General features: G+C 67.1%; 6 protein-coding genes and 2 pseudogenes. 5 read left to right on the forward strand and 3 right to left on the reverse strand.

The genetic code is table 11. The features are described from left to right. Positions 1-224: pseudogene (locus tag AC1D0P_RS18945) on the forward strand (hypothetical protein); the annotation flags it as partial. Here AC1D0P_RS18945 and AC1D0P_RS18950 read toward each other — a convergent pair. Continuing rightward, positions 221-1513, reverse strand: a complete 1293-nt coding sequence (locus AC1D0P_RS18950) for an FIST signal transduction protein (RefSeq protein WP_477678173.1) — start codon at positions 1511-1513, stop codon at positions 221-223. The pseudogene AC1D0P_RS18945 and the gene AC1D0P_RS18950 overlap by 4 nt on opposite strands. A gap of 50 nt (positions 1514-1563) precedes the next feature. Further along, a complete protein-coding gene (locus tag AC1D0P_RS18955; RefSeq protein WP_477678174.1) occupies positions 1564-2409 on the reverse strand; it encodes a PhaM family polyhydroxyalkanoate granule multifunctional regulatory protein in 846 nt (281 codons plus the stop codon). 178 nt (positions 2410-2587) lie between these two features. Between AC1D0P_RS18955 and AC1D0P_RS18960 the strand changes: the two genes are divergently transcribed. After that, positions 2588-3193 carry a MarC family protein gene (locus AC1D0P_RS18960; RefSeq protein ID WP_477678175.1) on the forward strand — a complete coding sequence of 202 codons (606 nt, stop codon included), beginning with the start codon at positions 2588-2590 and terminating at the stop codon, positions 3191-3193. Next, positions 3190-4353 (forward strand): toxin-antitoxin system YwqK family antitoxin, encoded by a 1164-nt coding sequence (locus tag AC1D0P_RS18965; RefSeq protein WP_477678176.1) that lies wholly within the window; start codon positions 3190-3192, stop codon positions 4351-4353. The genes AC1D0P_RS18960 and AC1D0P_RS18965 overlap by 4 nt, the downstream gene beginning before the upstream one ends. 17 nt (positions 4354-4370) lie before the next feature. Here the strand turns inward: AC1D0P_RS18965 and AC1D0P_RS18970 are convergent, their stop codons facing one another. Next, on the reverse strand, positions 4371-5354 hold the full coding sequence (locus AC1D0P_RS18970) for a fumarylacetoacetate hydrolase family protein (RefSeq protein ID WP_477678177.1): 984 nt from the start codon (positions 5352-5354) through the stop codon (positions 4371-4373). 134 nt (positions 5355-5488) lie between these two features. Here AC1D0P_RS18970 and AC1D0P_RS18975 point away from each other — a divergent pair, with 134 nt between their 5' ends. Together AC1D0P_RS18975 and AC1D0P_RS18980 are read left to right on the forward strand one after the other, a co-directional pair. Further along, positions 5489-6340, forward strand: a complete 852-nt coding sequence (locus AC1D0P_RS18975; protein ID WP_477678178.1) for an IclR family transcriptional regulator — start codon at positions 5489-5491, stop codon at positions 6338-6340. Next, a pseudogene (locus tag AC1D0P_RS18980) lies at positions 6337-6994 on the forward strand (DUF3108 domain-containing protein); the annotation flags it as partial. The gene AC1D0P_RS18975 and the pseudogene AC1D0P_RS18980, both read left to right, overlap by 4 nt.

Genomic DNA, 6994 nt, shown 5'->3' on the forward strand with positions numbered 1-6994 from the left:
GCATAGACCTGGCCCAGCCCAGCGACTACATACGCCGCGTGATGCCCGACTGGGAAGAGCCGCCGGTGCACATGGATCTGATCACGCTGGACGCCACAGTCACCGCCGGCGGACAGACACTGATCAAGGACGGCTTTTTGTGCGCGCTGCGTGACCCGGCTGTGGTGGCAATGGCGGCGCGCTACGGCGACCCTGTCGAATTGCTCGAAGCCCAGGTTCTTTAGGCCGGTGCTGTAAACACCGTGAGCACACCGGTATAGCCGTAAAGGTGGTGGCGCGCGATTTCGCCGCCGGCAAAAAACCCCACCAGGGGTACGTCGCCCAGCGCGCGCCGCACGATCTGCATCTCGGCGCTGGGCGCGCCGAAATGCGGGCCACCGCGGCCTGAACAACTCACGTAAACCGCGCCGGCGATGCGCCGCGCCGCATGCGGCGCCGATTCGGCCTCCGATGCGCTCAAGGCGCTGGCGACTTCCAGCGTGACTTCCTCGGGCTCCAGCTCTTCGCGGATTTCGGCGCAGACGCGGACCAGGTCGGCGCGCGCGGCTTCCATATTGCGTTCGCAGAAAGCCAGCTTCATGCCCACGGCCGGCACCTCGGCGATCGCGATGCCGCGGCGCGCCGGGTCCAGCCCTATCAGGTGGCGCACCCGCACCTCGGCGCCGAACTGGCCCGCGCGCCGGCCGGCGGCATGGGCCGGGCCGTCATCGGGAATGTCGGCCGGCCGGCTCAGGCCGACCAGTGTGGTGCGCACCTTGGCCAGTGCCTCGCGCGGCTGGTCCAGCGAGACGTCAAGGTCCGCCAGCATGACGTCCAGGGCCGGCTTGCCGTCCAGTTCGGTCACCACATTGGATTCACAGGCAGTGATTTCATGGTCCGCCGACACCGGCCGGCAGCCCTGGGTGATGCGCGACATCAGCGCCGCGCCCCGGCCGAAAGCCACGCCGCTCAGGCCGCCGCTGAACACCCCGCCTGCCGCCCCCTGCCCCTTGACGTTGCCGTGCCCGCTGAGCGCGAACTGCAAGGTGCCGGAGCGGCTGGAGGCCAGGCCGCCGAACACATAACCGCTGTCGGTGCGCTCGGCCATCTCGGCGATCAGCTCGGCCACGTCGGGCGTGCCGGCGTCGGCATGCACCAGCGCGGTATGCGCCTTGAAACGGCCGCTGCTGGCCGGCGGCAGCGGCGAAACGCCGGAAAACACCCGGTACTGGTCATGCGGCAATTCGCAGAGCATTACCGTGAGGGCCGGCTCATCGAAGTATTCGACATTGTTGGAGGCGATGCCCACACCCACGGTGCCGCTCCAGTCGGTGACATCGGGCAGCTCGGCGCTCAGGTGGTCGAGGATGTCCTGCGCATGGGGCGCGTAGTGGTCGGTGATGTAGAGCAGCGCCAGCGTGGGGAATTTCGCATATCCGGGCAGCGCCAGGTAGGCACGCAGCTGCGCGAGCACCAGGCCGGCAGCCATCTGCCATTGCGGATGGGTGGCGTGGCCGTAGGGAAAAAGCTTCATGGGGTTCCGGTGAAAAAGTCGATGGGAGCTTGATCGGAGGCGGGGAAACGTCAGCGCGAGGTTTTTCGCGCGGCCTTGCGCGCCGGGGCTTTGGGTTTGGTTTTGGCGGCGGGCTTGGCGGCGGTTTTGCCGGCGGCCGGCGTGGGCCAGCCCTGGCTGCTGCGCAGCGCCGTGTTCATGGCCGCGCGCGCGCTGCCCGCCACGGTCTTGCCCGCCGTTTCGGCCATGTTGCGGGCCATGCCCGTGGCCATGCCGGTGGCGGTTTTCATGGCGTCCTTGGCCAGGCCCGTGGCCAGGCTCTTGGTCGTGTCCATCGCGGTCTTTTTGGCCGCATCCTTCATCGCATCGGTGGCGATCGCCTGGAACTGCTGGGTCAGCGCGCCCCACCACTGCATCGGGTCGACCACACCGGCCGGCGCGGCGGCGGCCTTGCCCGCGGCAGGCGCCTTGGCCTTGGCGGCAGGCTTGCCCGTCCCAAAGCTCGTGGGCGGCACTTCCAGCCCCGAAAACGTCCTGGCCTTGTCGGCCACACGCTGCACACCGCCGGCCACGCTGTCGGCGACCTTGAGCTTGAAGGCATTGGCCACGTCGCCCATGTTGAAGTTCATGCCCTTGAGGGTGGCCAGCGTCATCTTCTGCACTTCCAGCGCCTGGATGGTGGCCTTGAGCGCGGTGGCGTTCTGGTCCAGCCAGAACTGCACGGCCTTGAGTTCCTCGATGCGTTTGTCGAGTTCCTCGACGTTGAGCGTGGGCGCCACCCAACTTCCGAGGTTGGGCAGTTGCGGGATGTTCTGCGTGGCGCTGCCGGCCGCCTGCTTGGCCAGGTTTTGCAGAAAATCGAAGCCGGGCACCAGCTTGCCGAAACCGGGGAAAGAAGGATTGTCTGCGTCACTCATGAATGTCTCCTGGCATGTTATGCATGGTTGCGGCTAAGGGCGCGCGGCGGGGCGGCCCGGCTCGCATCTTCATTGTGCAACGCTGGGCCGGGACGTCAACCGCTTTTTGTTTCCGGCGTGCGGCCGCGCCACGCGGCGACGGCCCGTGCCGGCAAGAGCGGCCTGATAAGCTTGGGGCATGGCCTATACCTTTGCCTCCGCCACGGTGCTGTTGCTGCTGATCACCGACCCTTTCGGCAACATCCCGATTTTTGTCAACGCCCTCAAAGGCGTGGCGCCCGAGCGTCGCATGCGCGTCATCCTGCGCGAGGTGCTGATCGCCTTTTTGCTGCTGCTGGCCTTCATGTTCGTCGGCGACGGCTTTCTGCGCCTGATGAACCTCAGCGACCTGTCGCTGCAGATCGCCGGCGCCGTCGTCATGTTCCTGATCGCGCTGCGCATGATCTTCCCCTCGGACCAGCCCGAAGCCGCGCCCCTGCAGGGCGAGCCGCTGATCGTGCCCCTGGCCATTCCCGCGCTGGCCGGCCCCTCGGCGCTGGCCACCGTGATGCTGCTGGTGTCGCAGGCGCCGGCGCGCCGGCTCGAATGGATTGCCGCGCTCTGCGTCACCATGGCCGTGTGCGCCGTGGTGCTGGTGCTGTCCGAGCGCATCCAGCGCGTGGCCGGCGACCGCGTCATGATGGCGTTTGAACGGCTCATGGGCCTGATCCTCGTGGCGATTTCGGTCGAGATGTTCCTGCGCGGCATACGGCTCTTCATCACCCAGACCGGGGCCGCCGCGTGAGCGCCGTGCCTCGCCTGGCCCTGTTGTGCGCCTGCCTCCTTGCGCCGGCTTGGGCGTATGCGGTGCAGGACTGCGAAGTCAACGGCGAAAGCGTCAACCCCAACCACGGCGGCACCACCGCCGGCAAGACCGGCATCATGCGCTGCAAGGAGCGCGACTCCGGACAGCTGGCGCGCGAGCAGGAGCTGCAAGGCGGCAAGTTCATGGGCCTGGTGCGCTATTACAAAGACGGCAAGCTGCAGCGCGAGTACAGCGTGAACGAGCGCGGCAACCAGCACGGCCGTTCGCGCGACTTCGCGCCCGGCGGGCAGGTGCTGCGGGACAGCACCTACGACAACGGCAGCCAGATGGGCCTGGCGCGCAGCTTTCACGCCAACGGGCAGCTGCAGCGCATCGTGTTTYACGGGCCGCGCGAGGGCGGCAGCATCGAGCAGGCCTACGCCGAGTTCAACGAAAGCGGCCAGTTGCAAGCCCTGCGCTGCGGCGACAAGCCCCTGCTGGCGCCGCCGGCCGACGATGCCTACTGGTGCGGTTTTTCGGGCCGCGCCTCGCAGCTTGAGCTGTTCAGCGGCAAAGGCGTTCTCAAAGGGCGCAGCAGCTACCAGGGCGGAAAACGCATCCGCCATGAAACGCTGGGCGAAGACGGAAAACCGGATTACCAGGAAGATATCACGGGCAGCACGCGCACCGAACGCCATTACAACAACGCCGGTGTCAAGCGGCGCGAAATCCAGTGGCAACTGGACGGCAAGAACTCCTTCAGGGAACGCGAGCAGAAGTTTGCCGACAGCGGTGCGTTGACCCGCGACAGGCGCTGGTCGGCCGGCAAACCCGTCAGCGACCAGAGCTATTACCTCAACGGCCAGCCGCGCAGCAAGACCGAATACGGCGGCGAAGGCGACACGGCCTGGCTGCAGACCACCGAGTTTTTCGACAGCGGCAAAACCGCTTCGACCGGCCGCTTCAGCGCCTCCAACCGCTACCGGCAGTTGCCGCTGGGCACGCACCAGCGCTTCAACGAGGCCGGCAAGCTGGTGGCTGAGTCAAGCTACGACGAGCGCGGCCGTATCACGCGCGAGAAAAGCTGGGACGATGAAGGCAAGCTGCTGCGGGACGACGCCGTGTTCGAAGACGGTTCGCGAAAAGCCTACGCGAAATAACCCTCACAGGGGACGATTCAGACGGCAGAGACGACCTTCTGGTCAATGGCTCCGAACACCGAGAGGCCGTCCTTGCCTTTTGCTTCAATGCGGATGGTGTCGCCGAACTTCATGAACTCGGTTTTGGGCTTGCCGTCTTCGATGGTTTCAATCGCGCGTTTTTCGGCGATGCAGCTGTAGCCGTGGCTCCAGTCCTTGTTGCTGACGGTGCCCGAACCCACGATGCTGCCGGCACGCACATTGCGGGTCTTGCAGATGTGGGCGATCAACTGGCCGAAATGGAAGGTCATTTCGGGGCCGGCCTCGCACATGCCGACCTTGCGGCCGTTCCAGGTGCTTTGCAGCGTCATGTGCAGGCGGCCCTTGTCCCAGGCCTCGCCCACCTCGTCCGGCGTCACCGCCACCGGGCTGAAGGCCGTGGCCGGCTTGCTCTGGAAGAAGCCGAAGCCTTTGGCCAGTTCGTCGGGAATCAGGTTGCGCAGGGAGACGTCGTTGGCCAGCATCAGCAGGCGCACGCCTTCAAGCGCCTGGGCCGGCGTGGCGCCCATGCGCACGTCGCCSGTGATCACGGCGACYTCGGCYTCGAARTCRATGCCGAAATCCTCGCTGGCCACGACCACGTCGTCGCAGGCGCCTATGAAATCGTCGCTGCCGCCCTGGTACATCAGCGGGTCCGTGTAAAAGCTTTCCGGCACCTCGGCGTTGCGGGCTTTGCGCACCAGTTCCACATGGTTGATGAAAGCCGAGCCGTCGGCCCATTGGTAGGCGCGCGGCAAGGGCGCCATGCAGCGCGAGGCCTCGAAGGGGAAGGCGTGGCGTGCCTTGCCCTGGTTCAGGGTTTCATACAAGTCCTGCAGCTGCGGCGACATGAAGTTCCAGTCGTCCAGCACCTGCTGCAGCTTGCCGGCAATGCCGGTCGCATAATGGGCCGTGGAGAGATCGCGCGACACCACCACGAGCTGGCCGTCGCGTGAAGAGTCTTTGTAAGTGGCAAGTTTCATCGATATCCTGGTGGGTGGCTGCCGGTTTTCGCCGAAGGCCTGATTGTGCCGTGGCCGGCGGCGGCCCCCGGCCCCCGCGTTACGATCCATGCATCCACAGCCTCACGGCAAACCCGAAATTCTAGTCACCCCCCATGAAAGCCAGCCCCGGCGCCACCGCCTCCCAACGCAGCAGCCCGGCGCCGCAACGCGCGGGCATCCAGTCGGTCGAGGTCGGTTTTGCACTGCTGGAGGTGCTGTCCACCTCGCCCGGCCCGCTGATGCTGCGCGACCTGGCGGCCGCCGCCGGCATGAGCGCAGCCAAGGCCCACCGCTACCTCGTGAGCTTCCAGCGATTGGCCCTGGTGGTCCAGGACCCGGCCACCACCCTTTACGACCTCGGCCCGGCGGCGCTCAAGTTAGGGCTTGCTTCCCTTTCAAGGCTGGACAGCGTAAAACTGGCCCGGCAACGCCTGCAGCCGCTGATGGCACAGACCGGCCAGACCCTGGCCCTGGCCGTCTGGGGCAACCAGGGGCCTACCCTGGTGCACTGGGAAGAATCGCCGCGGGCCGTCACCGTCAACCTGCGCCTCGGTGACGTGATGCCGCTGCTGTCGTCGGCCACCGGCCTGTGTTTCACCGCGTTTATATCGCCGCGCCTGGTTGCCACTGCCAGGCCGCAGGGCCGGCTCGCCTTGCTGGTCAGGGAAGAGCTGGCCCGCAACCAGAAACTGGCGCGCCAGGATGTGCCCACAACCATGGCCGGCGTCGCCGATATGCTCGAGGAAGTGCGCCGCCGCGGCATGGCGCGCGCGGTTAACACGCTGCTGCCCGGCGTGGCCGGCTTTTGCGCGCCGGTCTTCGATGCCGACGGCCACCTGGCCCTGGGCATGGTGGCGCTGGGCTCGCTGGCCACCTTCGATGCCGCCTGGGACGGCGCGGTGGCCCGGCCCCTGGTGGCGGCCGCACGGCAACTTTCCCGCGACCTGGGATTCGAAGCGGCATGAGCACCCTGGCCACCCCTTCTTCCTACGCCGCCCCGTCCCGGCGTGCGCTGGCCCTGCTGGCGGTGGTGGTGCTGGTCGTGCACACGCTACTGCTCACTTCCCTGCCGGTGCGCTTCGGCCCCGAGCGCCCGCCATCCTCAGAGGCCACCGCGGCCTTTGTGACGCGCAGCATCCCTCCACCAAAGCCAGCCGAGCCGCCGCCGGCTGCATTGCCCGAGCCCGCACCGGAGCCAAAGCCCGCCCCGAAAAAACCCACGCCGGAGCTCAGCGAGCCTGCGGTAGTCCCGGCGCGCAAACCGCGGCCGGCCAACTACGTGCCCGATGAGCCGACCCCCGCAGACCTGCTCGCGGAGGCAGCCGCCAGGGCCGAGGCCTCCGCCGCAAGCGCGCCCGAAGCGGCGCCGGCCGGCCCCGCCGAGGCGCCGGCGGCGGCCACGGCCCAGCCGGAAACCACCAAAATCGGCGTGGTCCGCCTGCCAGGCTCTGTCCGCCTGGAATACAAAGCCATAGGCGCAAAAGACGGCAAAAACTATTACGGCAACTCGGAACTGAGCTGGCAGAACAAGGGCACCGAATATGCAGCGGTCCTGGAGGTGCGCGCATCGTTTCCAGCGTCCTTGTTCCTCAAGCCGCGCATCCTGACCAGCGAAGGCG

The organism is Polaromonas sp. P1_G2, assembly GCF_056405515.1.

Excerpts from the sequence above, each read along its gene's own strand:
- AC1D0P_RS18950 (WP_477678173.1), bottom strand. The coding sequence starts at position 1,513 with ATGAAGCTTTTTCCCTACGGCCACGCCACCCATCCGCAATGGCAGATG.
- AC1D0P_RS18955 (WP_477678174.1), bottom strand. The coding sequence starts at position 2,409 with ATGAGTGACGCAGACAATCCTTCTTTCCCCGGTTTCGGCAAGCTGGTG.
- AC1D0P_RS18975 (WP_477678178.1), top strand. The coding sequence starts at position 5,489 with ATGAAAGCCAGCCCCGGCGCCACCGCCTCCCAACGCAGCAGCCCGGCG.
- AC1D0P_RS18960 (WP_477678175.1), top strand. The coding sequence starts at position 2,588 with ATGGCCTATACCTTTGCCTCCGCCACGGTGCTGTTGCTGCTGATCACC.